General features: G+C 72.4%; 12 protein-coding genes and 1 pseudogene. 7 read left to right on the forward strand and 6 right to left on the reverse strand.

What is annotated here, in order from left to right:
- The first annotated feature begins 118 nt into the window (after positions 1-118).
- A complete protein-coding gene (gene secA, locus C4U44_RS24065) occupies positions 119-2,923 on the forward strand; it encodes a preprotein translocase subunit SecA (protein WP_103888083.1) in 2,805 nt (934 codons plus the stop codon).
- A 137-nt stretch (positions 2,924-3,060) separates the two neighbouring features.
- Here the strand turns inward: secA and C4U44_RS43280 are convergent, their stop codons facing one another.
- Positions 3,061-3,624 carry an Rv3235 family protein gene (locus C4U44_RS43280; protein ID WP_322973654.1) on the reverse strand — a complete coding sequence of 188 codons (564 nt, stop codon included), beginning with the start codon at positions 3,622-3,624 and terminating at the stop codon, positions 3,061-3,063.
- Positions 3,625-3,777: 153 nt separating this feature from the next.
- Between C4U44_RS43280 and C4U44_RS24075 the strand changes: the two genes are divergently transcribed.
- The 3 genes from C4U44_RS24075 (at position 3,778) to C4U44_RS24085 (ending at position 10,244) form a co-directional block, all read left to right on the forward strand.
- Positions 3,778-4,284 (forward strand): DUF6912 family protein, encoded by a 507-nt coding sequence (locus C4U44_RS24075; RefSeq protein WP_103888278.1) that lies wholly within the window; start codon positions 3,778-3,780, stop codon positions 4,282-4,284.
- Positions 4,285-4,359: 75 nt separating this feature from the next.
- Complete coding sequence (locus C4U44_RS24080; protein ID WP_103888084.1) at positions 4,360-5,013, forward strand: HAD family hydrolase; 654 nt, start codon at positions 4,360-4,362, stop codon at positions 5,011-5,013.
- A 266-nt stretch (positions 5,014-5,279) separates the two neighbouring features.
- Positions 5,280-10,244, forward strand: a complete 4,965-nt coding sequence (locus C4U44_RS24085; protein ID WP_103888085.1) for an NAD-glutamate dehydrogenase — start codon at positions 5,280-5,282, stop codon at positions 10,242-10,244.
- A gap of 57 nt (positions 10,245-10,301) precedes the next feature.
- Here the strand turns inward: C4U44_RS24085 and C4U44_RS24090 are convergent, their stop codons facing one another.
- The 5 genes from C4U44_RS24090 to C4U44_RS24110 form a co-directional block, all read right to left on the reverse strand.
- Positions 10,302-12,257, reverse strand: coding sequence for a serine/threonine-protein kinase (locus tag C4U44_RS24090; RefSeq protein WP_235032311.1), 1,956 nt, complete (start codon positions 12,255-12,257; stop codon positions 10,302-10,304).
- 181 nt (positions 12,258-12,438) lie between these two features.
- Positions 12,439-13,473 (reverse strand): carbohydrate ABC transporter permease, encoded by a 1,035-nt coding sequence (locus C4U44_RS24095; protein ID WP_235032312.1) that lies wholly within the window; start codon positions 13,471-13,473, stop codon positions 12,439-12,441.
- Positions 13,470-14,891: a carbohydrate ABC transporter permease gene (locus C4U44_RS24100; protein WP_407642880.1), complete on the reverse strand. Its 1,422-nt coding sequence runs from the start codon at positions 14,889-14,891 to the stop codon at positions 13,470-13,472. Before C4U44_RS24100 ends, C4U44_RS24095 begins: the two co-directional genes overlap by 4 nt.
- Positions 14,892-14,897: 6 nt before the next feature.
- Positions 14,898-16,301 (reverse strand): ABC transporter substrate-binding protein, encoded by a 1,404-nt coding sequence (locus C4U44_RS24105; RefSeq protein ID WP_103888086.1) that lies wholly within the window; start codon positions 16,299-16,301, stop codon positions 14,898-14,900.
- 303 nt (positions 16,302-16,604) lie between these two features.
- Complete coding sequence (locus C4U44_RS24110; RefSeq protein ID WP_103888087.1) at positions 16,605-19,874, reverse strand: FtsK/SpoIIIE domain-containing protein; 3,270 nt, start codon at positions 19,872-19,874, stop codon at positions 16,605-16,607.
- 481 nt (positions 19,875-20,355) lie between these two features.
- Between C4U44_RS24110 and C4U44_RS24115 the strand changes: the two genes are divergently transcribed.
- From C4U44_RS24115 to prfB, 3 genes and pseudogenes are all read left to right on the forward strand, one after another.
- A complete protein-coding gene (locus C4U44_RS24115; protein WP_103888088.1) occupies positions 20,356-22,050 on the forward strand; it encodes a serine/threonine-protein kinase in 1,695 nt (564 codons plus the stop codon).
- Between the two features lie 263 nt (positions 22,051-22,313).
- Positions 22,314-23,654: pseudogene (locus tag C4U44_RS42665) on the forward strand (serine/threonine-protein kinase); the annotation flags it as partial.
- A 1,085-nt stretch (positions 23,655-24,739) separates the two neighbouring features.
- Complete coding sequence (gene prfB / locus C4U44_RS24125) at positions 24,740-25,858, forward strand: peptide chain release factor 2 (RefSeq protein ID WP_103888090.1); 1,119 nt, start codon at positions 24,740-24,742, stop codon at positions 25,856-25,858.
- Positions 25,859-26,104 lie beyond the last annotated feature (246 nt).

Consider the following 26,104-nt stretch of genomic DNA (forward strand, 5'->3'; position numbering starts at 1 on the left):
CCGGCCTCATGGTGTCCTCGCTTACGATGGCCGTTGCAGCAGGGCCAGGCAGACAGGACCCGCGCTGTGCCCCGCGCGGGAATTCGCGCCAGGCCCGACCGGCAAGGAGTCAGCCTACGTGTCCGTCATCAGCAAGATCATGCGTGCAGGTGAAGGCAAGATCCTGCGCAAGCTGCACCGCATCGCGGACCAGGTCAACTCCGTCGAAGAAGACTTCGTCGACCTCACGGACGCCGAGCTGCGGGCACTCACCGATGAATTCAAGCAGCGCCACGAGGACGGGGAGTCGCTGGACGACCTGATGCCCGAGGCGTTCGCCGCGGTCCGCGAGGCAGCCAAGCGCGTCCTGGGTCAGCGCCACTACGACGTCCAGATCATGGGCGGCGCCGCCCTGCACCTCGGCTACGTAGCCGAGATGCGCACCGGTGAGGGCAAGACCCTCGTGGGCACCCTGCCTGCGTACCTCAACGCGATCTCCGGCAAGGGCGTCCACCTGATCACGGTCAACGACTACCTCGCCGAGCGCGACTCGGAGTGGATGGGCCGGGTGCACAAGTTCCTCGGCCTGTCCGTCGGCTGCATCCTGGCGAACATGACGCCGGCCGAGCGCCGCGAGCAGTACGGCCACGACATCACCTACGGCACCAACAACGAGTTCGGCTTCGACTACCTGCGCGACAACATGGCGTGGTCGAAGGACGAGCTGGTCCAGCGCGGCCACAACTTCGCGATCGTCGACGAGGTCGACTCGATCCTCGTCGACGAGGCGCGCACCCCGCTGATCATCTCCGGTCCGGCCGACCAGGCGACCAAGTGGTACAGCGACTTCGCCCGCCTGGTGAAGCGGCTCAACCGCGGCGAGGCCGGCGGCCTTGGCAAGGAGGAGACCGGCGACTACGACGTGGACGAGAAGAAGCGCACCGTCGCCATCCACGAGTCCGGCGTCAGCAAGGTCGAGGACTGGCTGGGCATCGACAACCTCTACGAGTCGGTGAACACCCCGCTCGTCGGTTATCTGAACAACGCCATCAAGGCCAAGGAGCTCTACAAGAACGACAAGGACTACGTCGTCATCGACGGCGAGGTCATGATCGTCGACGAGCACACCGGCCGTATCCTCGCCGGCCGCCGCTACAACGAGGGCATGCACCAGGCGATCGAGGCGAAGGAAGGGGTGGACATCAAGGACGAGAACCAGACCCTCGCCACGATCACCCTCCAGAACTTCTTCCGCCTGTACGACAAGCTGTGCGGTATGACCGGTACGGCGATGACCGAGGCCGCCGAGTTCCACCAGATCTACAAGTTGGGCGTCGTGCCGATCCCGACCAACCGCCCGATGCAGCGGATGGACAAGCCCGACCTGATCTACCGCACGGAGGAGGCGAAGTTCGCCGCCGTCGTCGAGGACATCGTCGAGAAGCACGAGAAGGGGCAGCCGGTCCTGGTCGGCACTGTCTCCGTCGAGAAGTCCGAGTACCTGTCGGCGCAGCTGTCCAAGCGCGGCATCCCGCACGAGGTGCTCAACGCCAAGCAGCACGACCGTGAGGCGACGATCGTCGCCCAGGCCGGCCGCAAGGGCGCGGTCACCGTCGCGACCAACATGGCCGGCCGCGGTACCGACATCAAGCTGGGCGGCAACCCGGACGACCTCGCCGAGGCGGAGCTGCGCCAGCGCGGCCTGGACCCGACCGAGCACGTCGAGGAGTGGGCCGCGGCCCTGCCGGAGGCGCTGGAGCGCGCCGAGGAAGCGGTCAAGGCCGAGTTCGAGGAGGTCAAGGACCTCGGCGGGCTGTACGTCCTGGGCACCGAGCGGCACGAGTCGCGCCGGATCGACAACCAGCTCCGTGGCCGCTCCGGCCGCCAGGGCGACCCGGGCGAGTCCCGCTTCTACCTCTCCCTCGGCGACGATCTGATGCGGCTGTTCAAGGCGCAGATGGTCGAGCGCGTGATGTCCATGGCCAACGTGCCCGACGACGTGCCGATCGAGAACAAGATGGTCACCCGTGCCATCGCCTCCGCCCAGTCGCAGGTCGAGCAGCAGAACTTCGAGATCCGCAAGAACGTCCTGAAGTACGACGAGGTGCTCAACCGCCAGCGCGAGGTGATCTACGGCGAGCGCCGCCGCGTCCTGGAGGGCGAGGACCTGCAGGAGCAGGTGCAGCACTTCATGGACGACACCATCGACGCGTACATCGACGCCGAGACGCGCGAGGGCTTCGCCGAGGACTGGGACCTGGACCGGCTGTGGAGCGCGTTCAAGCAGCTCTACCCGGCCTCGGTCACCATCGACGAGCTGGAGGAGGCGGCCGGCGACCGCGCCGGCATCACCGCCGAGTTCATCGCCGAGTCCGTCAAGGACGACATCCACGAGCAGTACGCCGAGCGGGAGAAGCAGCTCACCGAGGACATCATGCGCGAGCTGGAGCGGCGCGTGGTGCTGTCGGTGCTGGACCGCAAGTGGCGTGAGCACCTCTACGAGATGGACTACCTCCAGGAGGGCATCGGACTGCGCGCCATGGCGCAGCGCGACCCGCTGGTGGAGTACCAGCGCGAGGGCTTCGACATGTTCACGGCCATGATGGACGGCATCAAGGAGGAGTCCGTCGGCTACCTGTTCAACCTGGAGGTCCAGGTCGAGCAGCAGGTCGAGGAGGTGCCGGTGTCGGACGAGGTGCAGGACGCGCCGCCGTCGCTGGTCAAGCAGCCGGAGATCCGCGCCAAGGGTCTTGAGGCGCCCAAGCGGGCCGGTGGGCTGCACTTCTCCGCGCCGTCGGTCGACGGTGAGGGCGGCGTCGTGGAGGGCGACTTCGAGGAGGCGGGCGTCTCCGGCGGTTCGGCCGGCTCTGCCGACGAGGAGGCCGGCACGACCCGCGCCGAGCGGCGCAAGGCCGCCAAGGGCGGTCGTCGCCGCAAGAAGTAGCGACGCTGAGGCAGTGCCGCACTGCCGCACGCGTACCACCACCGGCTCGGGGCCGGGCCGTCGGTCGGCCCGGCCCCGAGCCGTTCGCGCACCCGGGCCGCACGGATACGGCCCGGGGGTACGCGTGCGGTGCCGGTTCATCGAGCGGCCACCTCGGTGCAGCGCCAGCGGGCCCGGCCGTAGCCGGGGCCGGAGTCGGCGTCGCCGGGTTCCAGCCGGAAGGCGATCGCCCTGACCACGTCGTCGTCCAGGGCGACCACGGCGGTCACCTCCAGCGCGCCGCCCGCGGTGGGGAAGACCCGGCAGCGGCACACGTACGGGGTTCGGCCGCGGGCGCGCCGCCGCCAGTCCGCCCGCTCGGCGTGCAGTTCCCAGAGCCGCTGGTAGGCCTCGTCCCTGACCCGCCCGGCGAGGGAGGTCAGCGGGCGCCGGCCGGTGAGCACGTCGAGCAGTCGCTCGGCGAACCACAGGTGCGGCGGTACGGGGCGTGGCGCGGGCCTGGGCCGCGTCGTGGGACGCCGCGGGTCGGTACGTCGCGGCGGGGCGGTTCCGGCCGCGGGGCGGCGGCCTGGGTGCGGCGCTGCGGGGTGCGGTGCGGGACGCGTTCCGGGGCGTGGCGGCGCCGGATGCGGAGCTGCGGGGTGGGGCGCCGCGTGCGGTGTCGCGCGGGTGGTCGGACGGTTCGCGGGCGTCATGCGCATGGCCGTTTCCCCAAAGATCGTTCCGGTGGTCGATGGGGCGGTTGTAGGCCGCGGGCGCGATCACGGGCAAGCGGCCGGGCGGCCGTCCGTGCGGAATCCGGGGGACGGACGAGATTCACCTGTGAAGGTGGTGGCACCCGTATGCTTCACGCCATGCGCGTCTACATTCCCACCACCCTCGCCGGGCTGGCCGAGGCGTACAAGGCGGGCGAGCTGGGTCCGGCACCGCTGGACGCCTTCGCGGTCACACCGGGCCTGCGCGAGTGGTACGTCTCCGACGACATCGAGGAACTCGAGTACGCGGCCCTGACCAGGGCCGCCCAGGCGTCGCTGCGGATGCTGGCCGTGCGGCCCGAAGTCCCGCGCAGGCGCGTGGTCGTGGCCGTGGACGTGGCCGAGGGAGGGGTGCGGCACGACCCCGACCGCGGCCTCGATCCGGCCGCGCTCGGCGAGGTACGGCTGACCGCCGCGGTGCGACTCGCCGAGGCCGCGGCGGTGCACATGGACGCCGACGACGCCGAGGACGACGTGCGTGCTGCGGCCGAGGCGGTGGGCGCGGTCGACGCCGGCGACGAGGACGCACAGTTCACCGTCGACGGTGCCGAGGATCACGAGCTTCTGTGGTATGCGACGCAGGAGATTCCCCACCTGATCGGTTGACCCCCCGCGGAAGTTGTCCACAGTTGTCCACAGGCCGGAAACGGGCTGTCCTGCCACGCGGGTAACGTTCTTCGTGTGAACGCGCACCTCGTATGGGACTGGAACGGAACCCTCTTCAACGACTTCGAAGCGGTGGTCGGAGCGACCAACGCCTCCTTCGCCGAGCTCGGCCTGCCGCCGGTCACCGCGGAGCGCTACCGCGAGCTGTACTGCATTCCCGTACCGCTGTTCTACGAGCGTCTGCTGGGCCGCCGGCCCTCCGACGAGGAGTGGACGGTGATGGACGCGGGCTTCCACCGGCACTACTGGACGCTGGCCGAGGGGTGCGGTCTCGCCGAGGGGGCGGCCGAACTCCTCGCGGCCAGGCAGGCGATGGGCGCGACGCAGTCCCTGTGCTCGCTCGCCCCGCACCAGGAGCTGATGCCGTTCGTCGCCGCGCACGGCATCAGCGGGCACTTCCAGCGGATCGACGGCCGCACCGGTCCGGCGAGCGAGGGGAAGGCCGGCCAGATGGCCCGGCACCTGGCCGCGCTCGAAGGCCTCGACGGCCGTCCCGTCGTGGTGATAGGCGACGCGCTGGACGACGCGGCCGCGGCCGCCCATGTCGGCGCGTTCGCGGTGCTGTACACCGGCGGTTCGCACAGCCGTGCCACCCTGGAGAGTGTGGGGGTGCCGGTCGTCGACAGCCTCGCCGAGGCTGTCCGGCTGGCGGAGCGAATAGCGAGCTGACCTGGACAGGAGCCCGGTTTCTGTCCATTCGGGCCAAACGTGTGCGGTGCATTTGTACGAAGACGGCGCATGACAGCCACCCCGGCCGGGGCGATAGCCTGGCGGCGTGATCACTGTTGATCCGTGTTCCGGGGGCCATCGCGTGCTGACGGGCACGACGAGCCTCCATTTCGGCATAGCGTCGTCCCGTAGCGGAAACCCCGCCTCGCGGTACGTCGTGCCACCAAACGACGTCACGCAATGGCGCGCGACAGGAGTCAGAGGACATGCAGACCAAGCTGGACGAAGCCAAGGCGGCGCTTCTGGAACGGGCGGCCCTGGCAGGTGAGAACAGTCCTGCGGGGGGACCCCCCGGGCAGGGCCTCGACACACAGGCGCGGACCGCGTTTCTCCAGCGCTACTACTTGCACAGCGCCCCCGAGGACCTGATCGACCGCGACCCGGTCGACGTCTACGGCGCCGCGATGTCGCATCACCGCCTTGCGGAGAACCGTCCGCAGGGCACGGCCAACCTCCGGGTGCACACCCCCACGGTGGAGCAGAACGGCTGGCAGTGCAGCCACACCGTGGTCGAGGTCGTCACCGATGACATGCCCTTCCTGGTGGACTCGGTCACCAACGCGCTGACCCAGGCCAACCGCGCGATCCACGTGGTGGTCCACCCGCAGTTCCGCGTCCGCCGCGACGTCGCCGGCAAGCTGATCGAGGTGATCGGGTACCCCTCGGGCGCCGACGAGGAGACTCCGGCGCACGACGTGCTGGTGGAGTCCTGGATCCACGTCGAGATCGACCGGGAGACCGACCGGGACGACCTCAAGGAGATCACCGCCGACCTGCGCCGGGTGCTGTCCGACGTACGCGAGTCCGTCGAGGACTGGGCGAAGATGCGGCAGGCCGCGCTCACCATCGCCGACGAGCTGTCCACCACCCCGCCGCCGCTGCCCGAGCAGGAGACCGGCGAGGCCTGGGAGTTGATGCGGTGGCTGTCCGAGGACCACTTCACCTTCCTCGGCTACCGCGAGTACGAACTGACCACGCAGGTCGACGGTGACGCCGACGGCGAGGACGTGCTCGTCGCGGTGCCGGGCACGGGCCTGGGCATCCTGCGCTCCGACCCGCAGCACCCGCACGACGACGGCACCCACCCGGGGCTTCCCGGGCAGCCCCCCTCGCCGTCCTTCAGCCGGCTGCCGGCCGACGCCCGCAAGAAGGCCCGCGAGCACCGGCTGCTGATCCTCACCAAGGCCAACAGCCGCTCCACGGTGCACCGGCCGTCGTACCTGGACTACATCGGGGTCAAGAAGTTCGACGCCGAGGGCAACGTGATCGGCGAGCGGCGCTTCCTCGGGCTGTTCTCCTCCAGCGCCTACACCGAGTCGGTGCGGCGGGTGCCGGTGGTCCGCCGCAAGGTCGAGGAGGTGCTGGAGGGCTCCGGTTACCAGGCCGGCAGCCACGACGGCCGGGACCTGCTGCAGATCCTGGAGACGTACCCGCGCGACGAGCTGTTCCAGACCGGCGTCGACGAGCTGCGCGCCATCGTCACCAGCGTCCTGTACCTCCAGGAGCGCCGCAAACTCCGGCTCTACCTGCGGCAGGACGAGTACGGCCGGTACTACTCGGCGCTGGTCTACCTGCCGCGTGACCGCTACACCACCGCGGTGCGCCTGCGCCTGACGCACATCCTCCAGGAGGAGCTGGACGGCCGCAGCGTCGACTTCACCGCCTGGAACACCGAGTCGGTGCTCTCCCGGCTGCACTTCGTGATCCGGGTCAACCCCGGCAGCCGGCTCACCGATCTCGACGAGTCCGACGTCGAGCGGATCGAGAACCGGCTGGCCGCCGCCGCCCGGTCCTGGGCCGACGGCTTCGCCGAGGCGCTCAACGCCGAGTGCGGCGAGGAGCGCGCGGCCGAGCTCGGGCGCCGGTACGCGGACGCGTTCCCCGACGGCTATCGGGCGGACTTCGCCCCACGGGTCGCCGTCGCGGACCTCCAGCACATCGAGAGCCTGGGGGAGGACGACTTCACCCTCTCGCTCTACGAGCCGGTCTCCGCCGCTCCCGAGGAGCGACGCTTCAAGATCTACCGCACCGGGGCGCCCGTCTCGCTCTCCGCGGTGCTGCCGGTGCTCCAGCGGCTCGGCGTCGAGGTCGTCGACGAGCGCCCCTACGAGCTGCGCCGCTCCGACAACTCCCGTGCCTGGGTCTACGACTTCGGGCTGCGCCTGGACCCCGCGCTCGGCAACCTCGGGGACGACGCGCGGGAGCGGTTCCAGGAGGCGTTCGCGGCGACCTGGACCGACCGGGCGGAGAACGACGGCTTCAATTCGCTGGTCCTGCGGGCCGGCCTGGACTGGCGGCAGGCGATGGTGCTGCGCGCCTACGCGAAGTACCTGCGGCAGGCCGGTTCGACCTTCAGCCAGGACTACATGGAGGACACCCTCCGTACGAACGTCCACACCACCCGGCTGCTGATCAACCTCTTCCAGGCCCGGCTCTCGCCCGACCACCAGAAGGCCGGCAGCGAGCTGACCGACGGCATCCTGGAGGAGCTGGAAGGCGCCCTCGACCAGGTCGCGAGCCTGGACGAGGACCGCATCCTGCGTTCGTTCCTCACCCTGATCAAGGCCACGCTGCGCACCAACTACTTCCAGCGCGCCACGGACGGCCGCTCGCACTCCTACCTGTCGATCAAGATCGACCCGCAGGCCGTGCCCGACCTGCCCGCGCCGCGCCCGGCGTACGAGATCTGGGTGTACAGCCCGCGGGTCGAGGGTGTGCACCTGAGGTTCGGGAAGGTCGCCCGCGGCGGGCTGCGCTGGTCCGACCGTCGTGAGGACTTCCGTACCGAGGTGCTGGGCCTGGTCAAGGCGCAGATGGTGAAGAACACCGTGATCGTCCCGGTCGGGGCGAAGGGCGGGTTCGTCGGCAAGCGGCTGCCCGACCCGGCCGCCGACCGTGACGCGTGGCTGGCCGAGGGCATCGCGTCGTACCGCACGTTCATCTCCGGCCTGCTCGACATCACCGACAACCTGGTCGGTGGCGAGGTGGTGCCGCCGCAGGACGTGGTGCGGCACGACGAGGACGACACCTACCTGGTGGTGGCGGCGGACAAGGGCACCGCATCGTTCTCCGACATCGCCAACGAGGTCGCGGTCTCCTACGGCTTCTGGCTCGGCGACGCCTTCGCGTCCGGCGGGTCGGTCGGGTACGACCACAAGAAGATGGCCATCACCTCGTCCGGCGCCTGGGAGTCGGTGAAGCGCCACTTCCGGGAGACCGGACACAACACGCAGGAAGAGGACTTCACGGTCGTCGGCATCGGCGACATGTCCGGCGACGTCTTCGGCAACGGCATGCTGCTGTCGGAGCACATCCGGCTGGTGGCGGCCTTCGACCACCGGCACATCTTCCTCGACCCGAACCCGGTCGCGGCCACCTCGTACGCCGAGCGGCGCCGGATGTTCGAACTGCCGCGCTCCTCCTGGGCGGACTACGACTCCTCGCTGATCTCGACCGGCGGCGGCATCTACCCGCGCACCGCGAAGGCGATCCCGGTCAGCGCGCCGGTCCGCGCCGCGCTCGGCATCGAGTCCACCGCGCCGAAGCTCACCCCCGCCGAGCTGATGAAGGCGATCCTCAGGGCCCCGGTGGACCTGTTGTGGAACGGCGGCATCGGCACCTACGTCAAGGCGTCCACCGAGACGCAGACGGACGTCGGCGACAAGGCCAACGACGCGATCCGGATCGATGGCGCCGACCTGCGGGTCAAGGTGGTCGGTGAGGGCGGCAACCTCGGCTTCACCCAGCTCGGGCGGATCGAGTTCGCCCGCTCCGGCGGCCCCGACGGCGCCGGCGGCCGGATCAACACCGACGCGATCGACAACAGCGCCGGCGTGGACGCCTCCGACCACGAGGTGAACATCAAGGTGCTGCTGAACAGCAGCGTCGCCGAGGGCGATCTGACGGTCAAACAGCGCAACACGCTGCTCGCCGAGATGACGCACGACGTCGGCAACCTCGTGCTGCGCAACAACTACGCGCAGAACGTGGCGCTGGCCAACAGCATGGCCCAGGCCAACAGCCTGCTCCACGCGCAGCAGCGGTTCATCCGCCGGCTGGTGCGGGACGGGCGGCTGGACCGGGCGCTGGAGTTCCTGCCCACCGACCGGCAGATCCGTGAGCGGTCGGCGGCCGGAGTGGGCCTGACCCAGCCGGAGATGGCCGTCGTCCTCGCCTACGCCAAGATCACCGTGGCCGACGAGCTGATCCAGACCGAGCTGCCGGACGACCCCTACCTGCGCTCGCTGCTGCACGCGTACTTCCCGGCCGCGCTGCGGGAGCGTTTCGCCACCCAGATCGACAACCACGCGCTGCACCGCGAGATCGTCACCACCGTGCTGGTCAACGACACGGTCAACTCCGGCGGTACCACGTTCCTGCACCGCTTCCGGGAGGAGATCGGCGCGACCACGGAGGAGATCGTGCGGGCGCACACCGCCGCGCGGGCGATCTTCGACCTCAACCCGATCTGGGACGCGGTCGAAGCGCTGGACAACACCGTCCCGGCCGACGTGCAGACCCGGATCCGGCTGCACTCGCGGCGGTTGGTGGAGCGCGGCACCCGCTGGCTGCTCAACAACCGGATGCAGCCGCTGCAGATCGCCGAGACCATCGAGTTCTTCGGGGAGGGCGTTGGTTCGGTCTGGTCGCGGCTGCCGAAGCTGCTCCAGGGCGCCGACCTGGAGTGGTACGGCTCGGTGCACGACGAGCTGACCGACGCCGGGGTGCCGGAGGAACTGGCCACGAGGGTGGCGGGGTTCTCCTCGGTGTTTCCGGCGCTGGACATCGTCGACGTGGCGCGGCGGGCCGGCCGGGAGCCGCTGGACGTCGCCGAGATCTACTTCGATCTCGCCGACCGGCTGGGCATCACCCGGCTGCTGGACCGGATCATCCAGCTGCCGCGCGACGACCGCTGGCAGTCGATGGCGCGGGCCGCGATCCGCGAGGACCTGTTCGCGGCGCACGCGGCGCTCACCGCCGACGTGCTGAGCGCGGGCGAGGCCGGCGCCAGCCCGGAGGAGCGCTACAAGGCGTGGGAGGAGCGCAACTCCGGTCTCGTCAACCGGGCCCGTACCACCCTGGAGGAGATCCAGGGCTCGGAGGAGTTCGACCTGGCGAGTCTGTCGGTGGCGATGCGGACCTTCCGCACGCTGCTGCGCACGCACCACTGACGGCGCGGGGGTGGGCGCCCGGCATGCGGCGCCCGCCCTTTCTCCGTCAGCGGTCGATCACTGGCTGGGCATCTTCCACAGCGTGAGCTTGCCGGTGTAGACGGGCGTCTTGTAGTAGTTCTCGCTCGGAGTGGTGCCGGTGATCACCCACATGGCGAGGTTGCCCGAGGTGGTGACGGTGCAGAGCCGGTCGCCGGTCTTGATCAGCGGGTCGTTGCCGACCAGGTCCTGGGCCGGGACCTGGTTCGGCAGCGGGTTGGCCTGGGCGGCCGACTGGCAGTCCTTGGGTGACGTACTCGCGGACTTGCCCGTGGGCGTGTTGAAGGTCAGGTAGTCGTCGTTGTAGCTGAACTCCACCTCGCCGCCGGACAGGGTGTCGTTCGGGTCGACCATCGGGGTGTCGAGGTCGACGTTCGGCCCGAAGCCGATGGTGTTGGGCGGGCGGACGGTCAGCTGGCGGTCCTGGAACTTCAACTGGTAGTCGCCGTCGGCGGTGTCGCTGCCGGAGGTGGTGTCCGTCGCGGTCGGCGGGGCTGCCGTGTCGGTGCCGGGCGCGCCGGTGGAGGGTGAGCCGCTGGGCTGCGTGACGGGGGCCGAGGTGGTGTTGCGCGAGTCGGCCGCGTCGTGGTCGCCGTCGTTGCCGGACCGGGTGAACGCGTAGGTCAGGGTCACCGCGAGGACGAGGGCGAGCACGCCGCCGCCGATCACCAGCAGCTTGTGGGTACGCCCGCCCGGGGTCACGCCCGGCTGGGATTCGGAGCGGACGGACGCCGGCCCGTACCCGAGCGAGGGCTGACCGGGACCCGGAAAGCCCGCACCCGGAAGCCCCCCGCCGGGAAGCCCCCCGCCGGGCAGCCCTCCGCCGGGGACACCCGCACCCGGGACACCCGCCCCCGGCGCACCGTTGCCGAATCCGGTCGGCGCCGCGAACCCGCTCGGGGGCTGCCCGGGCGGCGGCCCCGCCTGGTATCCGGGCGGAGCGAACCCCGGCGGGTCCGGCATGGTCGGCCCGGACACCGGCGGCTGCGGGGGCTGCTCCGGCTGCGGTGGACGTTTGGCGGCGGCCTCCCGCCGGACGATCTCGGCCGCGACCGGCTGCGGCAGCCACCCGGAGAAGTCCCGGAGCAAGCGGCCGGCCGCCTGCGCGCACAGCTCGGCCAGTTCCGCAGGGGAGGGCCGTACCGCGGGATCGGCGGTGAGGCAGCGGGTCAGCACCGGGCGCAGCGCGTCGGGGTAACCGGAAAGGTCCGGCGGACGTATCGAGGTGTTCGCGATCTTCGTGGCGAGCGTGATGGCGCCCGCCTCCCCGTAGGGGTGCCGGCCGGTGGCGGCGACGGCCGCGATCAGGCCGAGGGAGAACAGGTCGGCGGCGGGGGTGAGTTCGAGCCCGTTGGCGTGCTCGGGGGACATGAACTGCGGGGTGCCGATGAGGCCGCCGCTGCGGGTGAGCTGGGTGGAGTCGGCGGCCCGGGCGATACCGAAGTCGATCACCCACGGGCCGCCCGCCGCCAGCAGGATGTTGCTGGGCTTGAGATCGCGGTGGATGACCCCGGCCGCGTGCACCGCGCGCAGCGCCTCCGCCGCGCAGCCGACGAGTTGCAGCACGGTCGGCAGCGGAAGGGCTCCGTAGCGGGCCAGTGCCTCGTCGAGCGGAAGTCCGGGGACGAAGGTGGTGGCCAGCCACGGCTGGTCCCCGGTGGTGTCGTGGTCGACGACCGGCACCACGTGATAGCCCTGCACCCGGCGGGCGGCCTGCACCTCCTGCTGGAAGCGGCGCCGGAACTCGTCGTTGCGCGCGTACTCGCGCCGGATCACTTTCAGGGCGACCGGCTGCCCGCCACGGGTGTGGGAGAGGTAGACCGTTCCCATCCCGCCCTCGCCGATCCGGGCGACCAGCCGGTAACCGGCCTGCGCGCGCGGGTCCTGCGGGCCGAGCGGCCGCAACTGCCCGCCGTCGTCGGCGCCTCCGCCGCTGTACGTGTGTCCGTCGTCGTGGCCGGCGATGTCGGGCACCCCCCTCGGGTAGTCGAAACGGCCCGATGCTACCGGGGCGCACGGCGCGAACCGCCGCCTGGTCGCCAACTCGTCGACGGATCAGCGCACTTCAGTGACGAGAGCCCCCCTTGTCTGACAGCGGCGCCCGTTCAGCCACCGGATGGGCGGGCGAACGGGCGCCGTTGCAGGGCTTCTTCGGCTACTTCACCGCCCCGGCCATCACGCCGGAGACGAACTGGCGCTGGAACGCGAAGAACACGATCAGCGGGACCACCATCGACAGGAAGGCGCCCGGCGCCAGGATGTCGATGTTGTCGCTGAACTGCCGTACCTGCTGCTGCAGGGCGACCGTGATCGGCTGGCTGTCGCTGTTGGCGAAGATCAGCGCGACCAGCATGTCGTTCCACACCCACAGGAACTGGAAGATGCCGAGCGAGGCGATCGCCGGACCGCCCAGCGGCAGCACCACCCGTGCGAACAGCCGCAGTTCACCCGCGCCGTCCAGCCGGGCCGCCTCCAGCAGTTCGCGTGGGATCTCCGCGAAGAAGTTCCGCAGCAGGAAGATCGCGAACGGCAGCCCGAAGGCGGTGTGGAAGAGCACCACCCCGGAGATGTCGCCGAAGATCCCGATCTTGCCGAAGAGCTTCGCCACCGGGACCAGCGCCACCTGCACCGGGACCACCAGCATCGCGACGACCCCGATGAACCACCAGTCGCGGCCGGGGAAATCCATCCACGCGAAGGCGTAGCCCGCCAGCGACCCGATCACCACGACCAGCAGGGTGGCCGGGACGGTGATCAGTGCCGTGTTCCACAGCGAGTCGGTGATCGCGTGGTTGTCCAGCAGGGACCGGTAGTTGGTGACGGTGAGCTGGGTCGGCGAGGTGAAGACCTTCCACCAGCCGGTGGCGGAGATGTCCTGCCGGCTGCGCAGGCTGGACAGCAGCAGCCCGACCGTGGGCAGCAGCCAGAACAGCGCCACCACGAGCAGGACCAGCCGCAGCACGCCGCCGCTGGCCGCGGCCGCCAGCCGGGCGCCGATCCCGGGCCGAGCAGCGCGCGACCCCGACCCCGATCCCGACCCCGTTCCCGCGGCCGTACCCGGGGCACCTGCCGCGCCCCCGCTGCCGCTCCCGCTTCCACTTTCGCCGGGAGCCGTCCCGGCCGTCCCCCCGTGACCCGCGATCGCACCGTTCCCCGCGATCGCACCGTCACCCGTCGCATCCGCGCTCATCGCCGTCCCTCCCTGCGCAGCCGCCGGATGTTGAAGATCATGACCGGCAGCACCAGGAGCAGCAGGATCACGCCGATCGCGCTGCCGACCCCCAGGTCGTCGCCGCCGCCGAAGGACGACAGGTAGAGCTGGAGGGCGAGCACGTTGGCGTTGGACTGGGTGTTGCCCGGCGCGATGATGTAGACGAGGTCGAAGATCTTCAACACGTTGATCATCAGCGTCACCATCACCACCACCAGCACGGGGGCCAGCAGCGGCACGGTGATCCGGCGGAAGACCTGCCATTCGCCCGCGCCGTCCACCCGGGCCTGCTCCAGCAGTTCACGCGGCACCCCGGCAAGGCCCGCCGCGATCAGCACCATCGCGAAACCGGCCCACATCCACACGTAGGAGCCGATGATCGACGGGGTGACCAGGTCCGGTCCGAGCCAGTTGATGCCGTTGTACTTGCCCGAGAAGTTCGAGGAGGGCAGCCGCAGTTGGGCGCCGGCCGCCTTCGCGGGCAGCGCGTACGTACCGTCCTTCCCCGAGGTGGCAGAGGCGATCACCTTGCCGTCCTTGACCGCCTCCACCTTCACCCCCGACAGCGCCTTCTCGCCCGGGTCGATCACGTTGGGCTTGCCGGTGCCGCCGGGCCGGAAGTCCAGCCACACCGTGCCCGTCACCGAGTCCGGCTCGGGCGCGGCGGGTCGGGCCTGCCGTGCGCTGGTGGGCAGGTTCGTCTGCGGGATGCCGACCAGCGGCAGGTCCGCCGACTTCCCGACGCTCGCGGTGGAGGTGGACGTGAACGACCCGCCCGCACTCGGCTTGAGGTCGCTGTCCGGCCGCGGTCGCGCCCCCGGGTAGGCGGAGTTGCTGGTGAAGGTGTCGTGCACGGCCACCACCACGGCGTTCGCCACGCCCCGCGACGGGTCCTGCTCGTACACCAGCCGGAAGATGATGCCCGCGGCCAGCATCGAGATGGCCATCGGCATGAAGATGATCAGCTTGAACGCCGTTCCCCAGCGCACCCGTTCGGTGAGCACGGCGAAGACCAGGCCGAGGGCGGTCGCCACGGTCGGCGCCACCACCACCCAGATCGCGTTGTTGCGCACTGCGGTGAGGATGCCGTGGTCGGTGAAGACCGTGCCGAAGTTCTTCAGGCCGACGAACGAGTCGCCGTCGGCGTTGAACAGGCTGCGGTAGACGGTGTAGCCGATCGGATAGGCCACCAGGGCGCCGAGCAGGATCAGCGCGGGAAGCAGGAACAGCGCGGCGATCCATGGGCGGGTGCCCATGATGCTGCGGCGCTTGCCGGGGCGCCGGCCGGAGCCGGGCCCTTCGACGGGACCCGGCACGGCCGGAACGGGGGCGGCTCCGGAGAAACCGCCCCCTGCTCCGACCGGGCCGCCCGCCCCTGGAACAGAGGCGTCAGCCATTCGACGTCAGCTCCCGTAAGCCTTGGCCGCGTCCGACTCCAACTTGGCCTGCACGCCCGCCACATCGGACGGGTGGGTGAGGAAGTCCTGGAGGTCCTTCCACTCGCCCTGGCCCTTGGTGCCGCCGAAGGCCGCCGGAGCCTGGTCCGACATGTCGAAGCGGAAGTCGTCGCCGGAGGCGATCAGCGCCTGCGCGATGGTGCGCTGGGTCGGGTCCGGATACGCGGAGAACGGCAGTTCCTTGTTCGGCGAGAGATAACCGCCGCTGGACGCCCAGATCTTGGCGGCGTCGGTGGACGCCACGTAGGTCAGCAGCGCCTGCGCGCCGGGGGTGTCCTTGAGCGCCACGCCGACGTCACCGCCGCTGACCACCGGCGGCTTGCCGCTGCCGACGGCCGGGAACGGGAACACCTTCGCGTCCGTGCCGACCTTGGCCTTGGTGTTGGAGGTGATGAACGACTCGACGAAGTCCGCCTCGTAGACCATCGCGGCCTTCGGCGGGTTGCCGGTGAACACCTGGGTGACCGACTTCGGGAAGTCGTTGGCCAGCGCGGTGGACGTGCCGCCCGCGATCAGGTCCTTGTTGCCGAAGAGCTGGCCGAGCGTGGTGAGAGCCGTCTTCACCGACGGGTCGGTCCACTTGATCTTGTGCGCGGCGAGGGCGTCGTACTTCTCCGGACCGGCCTGCGAGAGGTAGATGTTCTCGAACCAGTCGGTCAGGGTCCAGCCGTCCGCGCCGCCGATCGACACCGCGGGGGTGCCGGACTCGAAGACGGTCTCGGCGGTCTTCAGGAAGGCGTCCCAGGTCTTCGGCACGGTCGCGCCGGCGTTGCTGAACGCGGCGGAGTTGTACCAGACCAGCGACTTGTTGGCGACCTTGGCGTAGACGCCGTACTGCTTGCCCTTCCAGGCGCCGAGGTCCTGCCAGCCCTTGGAGAAGTTCTTGCTCAACTGCGCCTGCGCGGCGGCGCCGAGCGGTTTCAGCCAGCCCTTGTCGGCGAACTGGTGCAGCACGCCGTTCTGGGCCAGGAACGCGACGTCCGGTGGGGCGCCGCCCTCGATCTTCGTCCCGAGGAAGGTCGACTGGCTGTCACCGGTCGGTACGAAGGTCGACTTCGCGCCGGTGAGCTTGTCGAACTGGTCCAGCACCTTCTGGAACGCCTTCTGCTCCGGACCGGTCCATACCGCGGCGACCTCGAGCTTCTGGCCGTGCAGGTCGGGCAGGTTCAGATCGCTCCCCGAGGAGGACGCGGACGCCGACGGCGATTTCTTGGCATCGTCCTTCTTGTCACTGCCCCCGCCGCACGCCGCGGTGGTGAGCGCGAGCGCCGACACCGCCACCGCAGCGAGCGCTATGCGCGTAGTGCTCCGGTGTGCGTGCTTGGTGCGTTTGCGCGTTAAGGTACGCATGTCGCCATCCCCTCAGTCCCGTGGCGACTGTCCTACGCCCGGGGCGACGGCGCTCGCAAGGGAGCGCGCGCGCTTCCAGGGGTCATCGTGACCATGCCGTGATCTTGGACCAAACTCCCTACGACCGGGCGTTCGAGGGGTATTGGTGCCCCTGCGGGGGCGACCCGGAACGGTTCCTGACGGGCCGTCGACGACCTGCCGCCGCGACCCGCGCCGGGTCCCCGCCGAGCCCCCCGCAGCGTCCTCGACGGCCCCGCCGGAACTCCGGGCGGGGCCGGCCTCCGGGGTTCCGTCCCAACCGGGCTAGATCCGTGGGCGGTTGAGCGCCGTCGGTGCGCCGGCGGCGGAAGCGGGTGGCGCGCCGGGCCCGGCCGGGTCCTCCGCCGGGGTCTCCGCGGCCCGCTGCAACGCGCTGGCCAGCAGGGCCAGATCGGTGGGGCCGTTGCCGAGTTCACGCACCTGGCGGCGGGCCGGCGGATCACCCATCCGCTCCCACTCCAGCGGGACCACGGTCGGCCGCAGCGTCGCCGTCCGCGGAATGCGCGCGCTGACCCGGGCCGCCTGGAAGGGCGTCACCGCGCCGCCGGGCCGCCGCAGGTAGCCGCGTCCGGGCACGGCGTCGTCCAGACCCGCCGGATCCTCCACGTGTACGAGCAGTGCGGCCGCGTCCGGGTCCGCGGTCCGCAGCGCGATCCGCAGCCGGGCCCGCTCGTCGGCTTCGGTGCCGGCGGTGCGCTCCGGGCGGCCGGTCGTGGTGACGAGGTGGACGCCGAGCCGCTCGCCGTCCCGCGCGACCGCCTCCAGCGCGCGGACCACGCTGCCCGCGGACGGCCGCCCGGGGCTGCCGAGGCCCGGCGCCACGAGCGCGTCGAAGTCGTCCACGACGACGACCAGGCGCGGGAGCAGCGGAACGGGTTGTCCCGTCGCCCCGGACACCGAACCGCCCGGCTGCGCGGAGGAGTTGCCGCCGGCGGGGGCCGAGGCGGAAGGAGAGAACGAAAGGGAGGAGGGAGCGGAATCCGGGCCCGAGCCGGAACCGGAGCCCGGAGCCGAGCCGGAAGCCGAGCTCGACGACCGCTGCGGCTCTGCCCCGCCCCTGCGCCCGCCCTGGTGCGGCAGCATCGCCGCCACCGCGCCGCGGCTGTGCCACGCCGCGAAGTCCTCGCCGTCCAGCACCTCGGCACGCCGCTTCAGCTCCGCGCTCAGCGCCTGCGCGAACTCCCGCATCCGGACCGGGTCCGACGCCACCAGATGCGTCGACACGTGCGGTACGTCGGCGCAGGAGGCCAGCCCCTCACCACGCTCCGCGCCGGCCCCGTCGACCAGCACCAGCGCCAGCCGCTCCGGGCGTTCGGCCACGGCGAGCCCGGCCACCAGCGAACGCAGCAGCTCCGTCTTCCCCGTGCCCGGCGCTCCGCCGACGATCGTGTGCGGCCCCTCCGCCACCAGGTCGACGGCCACCCGGCCGCCCGCGCCGACCCCGATCACCGCGGCGGCCCCGGCGACCGTTCCCGCTCCGCTGCCCTCGTCCCACCGCGCCGCGATCCGGGCGGGCGTCGCGAGCGCCAGGTCCAGCTCGTCCAGCAGCCGCACGGTGCCCGGCAGCACGTGGCGCGACGGGACGTCCACCGACCCGGCGTCGGCCTCGCGCAGCGGGGCCAGCGCGCGTGCGAAGTGCTCGGCCCACACCGCCGAGACCGCGTCCAGCACTATCCCGTCGCCCGTGGGCAGTACCGGATACGTGCTGCCGCCCACCGCGGCCTGCGCCACGGGGGCCGGCTCCAGCCGCAGCGTGGTCGCCACGTCGCCGGACACGTGGGCCACCAAGCCGCCCCGGACGGCGGGGCGTTCACCGGCCTCGGCCAGGCACAGCACGTGGATGCCGGCCGACGGGCCGGCCGCCGCTATCCGGCCGACCGCCTCGCGCAGGGCCGCGGAACCGGGGTCGCCGTCGAGGACGAGCAGCGTGAACGGGCCGTCGTACCCGGCCGCGGCCGTGGTGACGGCGCCCTCCGGCGCGGTCGCCCAACCCGGCCCGAGCGGGCCCGACTCCAGCCGCCGGACCAGCTCGGAGGCGCGGGCCTCGGCCTGGTCGCGGTCGAAGGCGAGCAGCAGCCGGCAGTCCTGGCCGTGCGCGGGCCGCAGGTGCGGCAGCCAGTTGAGCCAGGACCACTCCTCGGTGCGCTCGTCCGCACCCCGGGCCCGATCCGCGCTGACCAGCACGACCTCCAGCACGGCGGGCGAGTGCAGCGCGCACAGCTGCGCGAGTACGGCCCGGGCCAGACCGGCCAGCCGCGGCCGGGGACCGGCCAGGGTCAGCACGGAGGTGGCGGGGGCGCGCAGGTCGACGGTGTACGGCGCGCCGCGCAGCTGCCCGCCCCCCTCCTGCCCCGGAAAGTCGGCGGTGCCCAGTCGTACGGTCAGCGCGTCCGGGTGGGTGGGGCCGCGCTCCCACAGCCGGCGGTCCGGGCCGAGCGCGGTCAGCAGGACAGCCGCCGGGTCGGGCCAGCGCTCGCGCAGCGCTTCCGCGGCGGCCGGGTCGTCCGGTGCGGCCTGGGGCTCGGGGTCCTCGTCGCCGGGCACCGGCCGGCCGCCGGCCAGTCGCCGTGCCCATGCTCCTATGGCGCCGACCACGCCGGCGCGCGGCGGCTCGTCGAGGTCGCGCCGGGTCCGCTCGTCGGTGGCACGGCGCGAGCTGTCCGGGTCGGGCGGTTCGGCCGGCGGCCAGTCCGCGCCGGTGGCCGTCCCGCCGTCGCCTTCGGGTGCGAGGGGAGTGGCGTCGCCCGGACCGCCGCGGAAACGGTCGTCACGCCCGTCGTCGTACGCGTAGGGGGCCGGACCGGCGGTGTCCGGGCCGCTCTCCGCCGCTGCCCCGGCCCCGCGGGGCGCCACCCGCAGGTGTCCCTCGCTGTCCATGGCGGTCGACAGTGGTGGGGGAGTGGCCGGGTGGGGCGGGGTGAGGCGGAGGGTGGACTCGCCGATCCGCAGCAGGGCGCCGGGCGCGAACGGCAGCGGGTGGGCGCCGACCGACCGGCCGGCCAGCGTGGTGCCGTTGGTCGAGCCGAGGTCGGCGACCGTGATCCCGCCGTCCGGGCCGACCGCGATCTCGCAGTGCAGCCGGGAGACGTCGGGGTCGTCGAGGGGGACGTCCGCGTCGGCGGAACGGCCGACACCGGCCTGGCCGCCCTGGAGCAGGTGCACGCCGCCCGCGTCCGGGCCACCCACCACGTGCAGCGCGGCGAGGTCGGCGGGCGGGCGGCCGTACTGCCCGAAGCGGCCGTACTGGCCGTGGTCGCCATGTTGCTCGGCGGGGGCGTGCAGGGAGACGAGCGCGCCGTCCACGAGGGGCGGGACGCCCAGCACCGCGGTGGGGGCGAGGCGGCCGGTGCCCGCGTAGAGCGCTACTGAGCTGCCCGAGGAGCGGCCGCCGGGCTGGGCGGAGCCGGCCGCCGAGGCGAGGGCTCCCGCGACGGTGCTCAGCGCGGTGCCCGCGGGCGCGGTGACGAGCACGTCACAGCCGCGGGCTGCCCGGCCGCTGGTGCGCGGCCCGAGGACGGTCAGCCGGATCTGCATCTCGCCCGCGGTCCCTTCTCCCCGTGGCCCGGGAGGTCCGCCGGGAGGTCCCTCCCCGGCCACTCCCGCACCTCGACGTACACGTAGTGACGGAAGCATCTTCCCACCCCCCGCGGACAGTTCGACCCCGCCCCGACGATCTTGCCTTCGGGTGCCCCCGGTCCGCCCGTCCTGCCCCTGCCGGTGGTCGCCGGACCGTGCGGTCCGTGGGTGGTTGTTCGCGCAGTTCCCCGCGCCCCTGGAGGTGCCCCCTTCCCGGTGGCAACCCGGGCAGACGGACAAGGGCACCCCAGGCGCGCGGGGTCAGTGAACCCCGTCACCATGAGGCCGTGGCGGGGGCGCCCAGCGGGGCGTGTGCGCGGGCCGGGCAACCGTTGGAGGTCAGCGCAGCGTCCTACCGGGGAATCGGGCACCGTGGGGCCGCAGGCTCTACGCTGGGCCGGATCGGGAAGAAGCCATCACGCAGCAGGGAGCGCATGACGTGCGGCCGGTAGGCAGCAAATACCTCCTGGAGGAACCGCTCGGACGCGGGGCCACCGGGACCGTGTGGCGTGCCCGGGTGCGCGACGACGAGGGCACCCTGGTCGCGGTCAAGGTGCTCAAGGAAGAGCTCGCCGGCGACCCGGACGTGGTGATGCGCTTCCTGCGCGAGCGCTCCGCACTGCTGCGGCTGCGGCACCCGCACATCGTGCGGGTCCGCGACCTGGTGGTGGAGGGCGACCTCCTCGCGCTGGTGATGGACCTGGTCGACGGTCCGGACCTGTACCGCTACCTGCGGGACAACGGCCCGTTCAGCCCGGTCGCCACCGCCCTGCTCACCGCGGCCGTCGCGGACGCGCTCGCCGCCAGCCACGCGGACGGCATCGTGCACCGCGACCTGAAGCCCGCGAACGTGCTGCTCGCCACCACCACCGGCGAGGACGGCGCCGAGTCGATGCACCCGATGCTGACCGACTTCGGCATCGCCCGGCTGGCCGACTCCCCGGGCGTGACCCGCACCCAGGAGTTCGTGGGCACCCCGGCCTATGTCGCGCCGGAGTCCGCGCAGGGCCGCCCCCAGACGTCCGCGGTCGACGTGTACGGCGCGGGCGTGCTGATGTACGAGCTGGTCACCGGGCGTGCCCCGTTCCGCGGCGACTCCGCGCTCGAGGTGCTGCACGCCCACATGACCGACCAGGCGCAGCGCCCCGGCAACGTACCGGAGCCGCTGTGGACCGTCATCGAGCGCTGCCTGCGCAAGGACCCCGAGCAGCGCCCCAGCGCGGAGAACCTGGCGCGGGCGCTGCGGGTGGTCGCCGCCGGCGTGGGGGTGCACGCCACGCCCGCGCAGGCCGAGGCGGCGCTCGGGGTGGGCGGTCTGCTGGCCCCGGAGGCCGATCCGGCGCTGGTGCCGGGCACCGGCAACCCGTCGGGCTCGGCCTTCGGCGGCGGTGACGCCGAACCCACGCAGGTGCTGCCGTCCGGCCGGCCGGCCTACGACCCGAACGCGACGACCGGCGTGCTCCCGTCGGAGGGCTTCCGCGACGCCGCCGACGGCACGCGCGTGCTGCCCACCTCGGAGTCGCAGGAGTCGCCGCAGGCCCAGGGCCCGGCGCAGGCCCAGGGCCCGCACCCGTGGGAGTCCCAGCTCAGCGCCGCCCGGCACCGCAACGAGCAGACCGAGGTCCGCCCGCTCCCGCCGGAGATGGACCCGCTCTACCGCCGCCCGGTCCGCAGGACGCAGCAGCCCCAGCAGCAGCCCCCGCAGCAGCAGGGGCCGGGCGCCGGTCAGCGCTACCCGCAGCAGGGCAACCAGTACGGCTACCCGCAGCAGCAGCAGCAGCAACAGCAGCCGCAGCAGCGCTACCAGCCGCCGCCGCAGGCCTACGAGCCCCAGCGGTACGAGCCGCAGCGCCCGCCCGCCCCCGCGCCGCCCGCCCGGGGCCGCGAGCCGCGTGAACCGCGGCGCAGCGCGAACCCGGTGAAGATCCCGGGACTGGGCTGCCTGAAGGGCTGCCTGATGGTGGTCCTCGTACTCATCGTCATCTTCGTGGTGGTCTGGTACACCACCCCGCTGCCCGACTGGGTCGACAGCACCCGCAACCTGTGGGACGCGACGTCGAGTTGGGCCCACTCCGCATGGGACAAGGTCTCCGCGATCACCGGCGACTCCGGCGGCGGCTCCGGGAAGGGCTGACCGCACCCCCGGACGCCGCGAACCACCCGACCGGCCCGCCCGCAAGCGCCCCGCCCGCGGCCTGGGTTGGGGATTTGTCGACTTCCAGAGGGTGATTTCTCCGGCAGAACGCCCCCTCACCGGCCCGTGGCGTCCCGAACTGCCGCCGACCCGCGTAGCTTTGTCGCCAACACGAGCCAACATGCGGTGCCGCACGGCGTCCCGGTCCCTGCCGGCGCCCGGCGACGGCACCGCGGCGGACCGTCGGAGGAGTCGGAGCAGCCTTGGCCAGGAAGATCGGCAGCCGGTACACCGCCCACCAGGTGCTGGGGCGCGGTTCCGCGGGCACCGTGTGGCTCGGCGAGGGACCCGAAGGCCCGGTCGCCATCAAGCTGCTGCGCGAGGACCTGGCCTCCGACCAGGACCTGGTGGGCCGCTTCGTGCAGGAGCGCACCGCGCTGCTGTCGCTGGACGACCCGCACATCGTCGGCATCCGCGACCTCGTGGTCGACGGCACCGACCTCGCCCTGGTGATGGAACTGGTGCGCGGCACCGACCTGCGCTCCCGGCTGGAGCGCGAGCGCCGCCTGGTGCCCGAGGCGGCCGTCGCGATCGCCGCCGACGTCGCCGACGGCCTTTCCGCCGCGCACGCCGGCGGGGTCGTGCACCGCGACGTCAAGCCCGAGAACGTCCTGCTCGACTCGGCCGCCGTGCCCGGTCCCGGCGGCGCGCCGCCCGCGCTGCTCACCGACTTCGGCATCGCCCGGCTCGTGGACACCCCGCGCCGCACCCGCGCGACACGGATCATCGGCACCCCGGACTACCTCGCCCCCGAGATCATCGAGGGCCTGCCGCCGCGCGCCTCCGTCGACATCTACGCCCTGGCCACCGTGCTGTACGAACTGCTGGCCGGCTTCACGCCGTTCGGCGGCGGCCACCCCGGCGCGGTGCTGCGCCGGCACGTCACCGAGACCGTGCAGCCGCTGCCCGGGCTGCCCCGGGAGCTCTGGCAGATCCTGGCGCAGTGCCTGGCGAAAGCGCCCGCGTCCCGGTTGAAGGCGGGCGAGCTGGGCGCGCGGCTGCGGGAACTGCTGCCGTCCCTGGCCGGGCTGCCGGCGCTGGACGTCGCGGCGCCCGGCGGCGAGGGCGAGCCGCTGCGCGGCGGCGGCGCGGACGGGGCGTACGACGACGCGGACGAGCCGATGGGCGGCGGCCCGGGTGCCGGAACCGGCCGGGCCGCCGCGCACTCCGCCGGGCCGGGACAAGCGCCGGACCGCAGGCGCGGCGCGGTGCCCCTGGTACGCGGGGCCGCGCCGGATTCCAGCCGTGACACCCACACCAGCATCAAGCTGCCCACCGCCGAGGAACTGGCGGGGTTCGGCGCGGAGGCGAGCCGCTCCGGGCGCTCCGGCCGGCCCGACGGGTCGGGCGCCGCGACCGGTGCGGGCGGCGCCGGGGGGAGCGCGGGCGGAAAGGGCCGTGCCTCCGCCCCCGGCCGCCCGGCCAGCCCGCGGCACCGGTCGGTCTCCGACGCCGTGCGCCAGCGCCGCATCAAGTTCGCCGCGGCGGCCGCCGCCGCGCTCGCCGTCGCCGGGCTCGGCGGGTGGGGCATCGCCTCCGCCGGCTCCCCGGACCACAGTGGCCGCCCCGCTCCCGGCGGGACCTCCAGCGACGACAAGGCGTCCACCTCGGACTCGGCCCACGGGGCCAAGGCCGCCGGCCACGGCACCCCCACCGCGCCCACCGGCGCGGCCGACGCCCCGCAGGGCCGTACCGGCGCGCCGGTCGCGATGCCGAAGTGGTCGTCCTTCAGCGACGCCCCCGCCGCCGGGGTGCCGCTCACCGGCGGCCCGCGCGCGCTCGTCGTCGGCAGCGACACGTACGTCTTCGCCCGGGGCGCCGACAAGAACATCTGGTACGTGGTGCGGGACGGCTCCGGCTACGGCCCCTGGCACCGGCTCACCGGGATAAGCGTCGACGACGACCCGGCCGTGGTGTCCGCCCGGCCCGGGACGATCGACCTGTTCGCGCTGGGCACCGACGGCCTGCTCTACCGGCGGACGCTGGCCGGCGGCTACTGGAAGCCCTGGATCCAGGTCGACGAGCGCACCCACTTCGACGCCGCCCCCGCGGCCGCCTCCTCCGCGCCGGGCCGGATCGACCTGGTCGGGCGGGTGGGCGGCGACCTGGTCACCGCCTCCCTGGTGGACGGCCGCTGGAACGCCTGGGCGCTGGTCCCCACGGCCGGCCGGATCACCTACGCGCCCGCGCTGGTCTCCCGCGGCCGCGGCACCCTGGACGCCTTCGTCGTCCGCAAGGCCGACGACGCCGTGCTCCGGCTGCCGTTCTCCGACGGGGCGTGGCGGCCGGCCGCGGTCCTCACCGGCGTCGACGCGACCACCCGGATCGAGGCGCTGGCCAGCGGCGACCACCTGTACGTGTTCGGTGACGGAACCCTGGTTGATGCGGCGGACGCATCGGACGCGGCGGGCGGCTCGGGTACCGGCGGCGCCGAGCCGGCCTCCGCCGTGCTCCTGCCCCGGGGCACCTCGGGTCCGATCGGCGCCGCGGCGGCGCACCGCACCCTGGAGGTCTACGCCCTGACCGCCAAGGGCCGCCTCTCCCGTGCGACGGCCGCCGCATGACCGCCCCCGCGAGCGCGCGCCGACCGAAAACCGCCCATCACCCGACCAGCCGGTAGGCTGGTCCTGTGGCGATCGTCGACGTATCCGAAGAACTGAAGTCCCTCTCCTCCACCATGGGGTCCATCGAGGCCGTGCTCGACCTCGACCGGATGCGGGGCGACATCGCCGCGCTCGAGGAGCAGGCCGCGGCACCCTCCCTGTGGGACGACCCGGAGAACGCGCAGAAGATCACCAGCCGGCTCTCGCACCTCCAGGCCGAGCTGCGCAAGGTCGAGACACTGCGCGGGCGCATCGACGACCTGGGGGTGCTGTTCGAACTCGCCGAGGCCGAGGACGACGCCGACACCCGCAGCGAGGCCGAGGCCGAGATGGAGCAGGTCCGCAAGGCGCTGGACGAGATGGAGGTCCGCACCCTGCTGTCCGGCGAGTACGACGCTCGCGAGGCGCTCGTCAACATCCGCGCCGAGGCCGGCGGCGTCGACGCGGCCGACTTCGCCGAGCAGCTCCAGCGGATGTACCTGCGCTGGGCCGAGCGGCACGGCTACCCCACCGAGGTCTACGAGACGTCGTACGCGGAAGAGGCCGGGATCAAGTCGACCACCTTCACGGTCAAGGTCCCCTACGCCTACGGCACCCTCTCCGTCGAGCAGGGCACGCACCGCCTGGTGCGGATCTCGCCGTTCGACAACCAGGGGCGCCGGCAGACCTCCTTCGCCGGCGTCGAGGTACTGCCCGTCGTCGAGCAGTCCGACCACGTCGAGATCGACGAGTCCGAGCTGCGCGTGGACGTCTACCGCGCGTCCGGCCCCGGCGGCCAGGGCGTCAACACCACCGACTCCGCGGTGCGGATCACCCACCTGCCCACCGGCATCGTGGTCTCCTGCCAGAACGAGCGCTCGCAGATCCAGAACAAGGCGAGCGCGATGAACGTCCTCCAGGCCAAGCTGCTCGAACGCCGCCGCCAGGAGGAGCAGGCGCTGATGGACTCCCTCGGCAAGGGCGACGTTGGCAACTCCTGGGGCAACCAGATGCGTTCGTACGTCCTGCACCCGTACCAGATGGTGAAGGACCTGCGTACCGAGTTCGAGGTCGGCAACCCGCAGGGCGTGCTGGACGGGGACATCGACGGCTTCATCGAGGCGGGCATCCGCTGGCGCAAGTCCCGCGAGAAGGCCGACGCGTAACGGCTTGCGGGCGACGGCAGTTGCGTAGCCCTTGTCACAGTGCTGTACAGAACTGACGGGCACACAAGGGCATTTCGCCCAAGACGTTCGTAACGACCTTGACGGTCCCCCGCAAAGTCGCAAGGGTGTTGCGCGGCATGCGCATGTATGAGGCGTGAGCGTTTGGGGGCGGGCGCATCCGGGCCCCAGTGGCACCGCACTCCGCATGGCTGCGCATCCCTAAGCAGACACTGATGGGGGTACTTG

This window comes from Actinacidiphila yanglinensis, from assembly GCF_900107965.1.
GTDB classification, from domain to species: domain Bacteria; phylum Actinomycetota; class Actinomycetes; order Streptomycetales; family Streptomycetaceae; genus Actinacidiphila; species Actinacidiphila yanglinensis.